The organism is Bartonella sp. W8151, assembly GCF_016100385.1.
Lineage (GTDB): Bacteria > Pseudomonadota > Alphaproteobacteria > Rhizobiales > Rhizobiaceae > Bartonella > Bartonella apis.
Genome location: NZ_JACFSO010000008.1, coordinates 1 through 1,168 on the forward strand (window position 1 = coordinate 1; position 1,168 = coordinate 1,168).

The 1,168-nt window shown below is 48.5% G+C and carries 1 protein-coding gene; it reads left to right on the forward strand.

Annotated elements, in window-relative coordinates; genetic code table 11:
• Window positions 1-1,165 (forward strand): elongation factor Tu (gene tuf, locus H3V14_RS10740; RefSeq protein WP_075870912.1); only part of this gene is annotated, 1,165 nt, incomplete at its 5' end.
• Between the last annotated feature and the right edge of the window lie 3 nt (window positions 1,166-1,168).

The following is a 1,168-nucleotide window of genomic DNA, read 5'->3' on the forward strand; positions in this document are numbered from 1 at the left end:
CAAATATGAACGTACGAAGCCGCATGTAAACATCGGCACGATTGGTCACGTTGACCATGGTAAAACAACGCTGACAGCAGCGATTACAAAGTATTTTGGCGAGTTCAAGGCGTATGACCAGATTGATGCTGCGCCGGAAGAACGCGCTCGTGGTATTACGATTTCTACAGCACACGTAGAATACGAGACAGAGAAGCGTCACTACGCACACGTTGATTGCCCGGGACACGCTGACTATGTCAAGAACATGATCACCGGTGCTGCGCAGATGGATGGTGCTATTCTTGTTGTTTCGGCAGCTGATGGCCCGATGCCTCAAACACGTGAGCACATTCTGCTTGCCCGTCAGGTTGGTGTTCCTGCAATTGTTGTTTTCCTGAACAAAGTTGATCAGGTCGATGACGAAGAGCTTCTCGAGCTCGTTGAACTCGAAGTTCGTGAACTTCTTTCGAAATACGATTTCCCCGGTGACGAGATTCCGATCGTTAAGGGTTCTGCTTTGGCAGCTCTTGAAGGCACCAATAAGGAAATCGGTGAAGATGCTGTTCGTTTGTTGATGCACGAAGTTGATGAATATATCCCGACTCCGAAGCGTCCGATTGATCAGCCTTTCTTGATGCCGATTGAAGATGTGTTCTCGATTTCCGGTCGTGGTACAGTTGTTACCGGTCGTGTTGAACGCGGTGTTGTCAAGGTTGGTGACGAAGTTGAAATCGTTGGTATTCGTCCGACGACGAAGACAACAGTTACCGGCGTTGAAATGTTCCGCAAACTTCTTGATGAAGGTGAAGCAGGCGACAACATTGGTGCACTTCTTCGTGGTATTGAACGTGAAGGTGTTGAACGTGGTCAGGTATTGGCAAAGCCCGGTACAGTTACTCCGCACACCAAGTTCAAGGCGGAAGCTTACATTCTGACAAAGGATGAGGGTGGACGTCACACACCATTTTTCACCAACTATCGTCCTCAGTTCTATTTCCGTACGACAGACGTTACCGGCATTGTAACATTGCCGGAAGGTACAGAGATGGTTATGCCGGGTGATAACGTAACGATGGATGTCACACTGATTGTTCCGGTCGCTATGGAAGAGAAGCTCCGCTTCGCTATCCGTGAAGGTGGCCACACTGTTGGTGCCGGTATCGTTTCTAAAATCATTGAATAATCT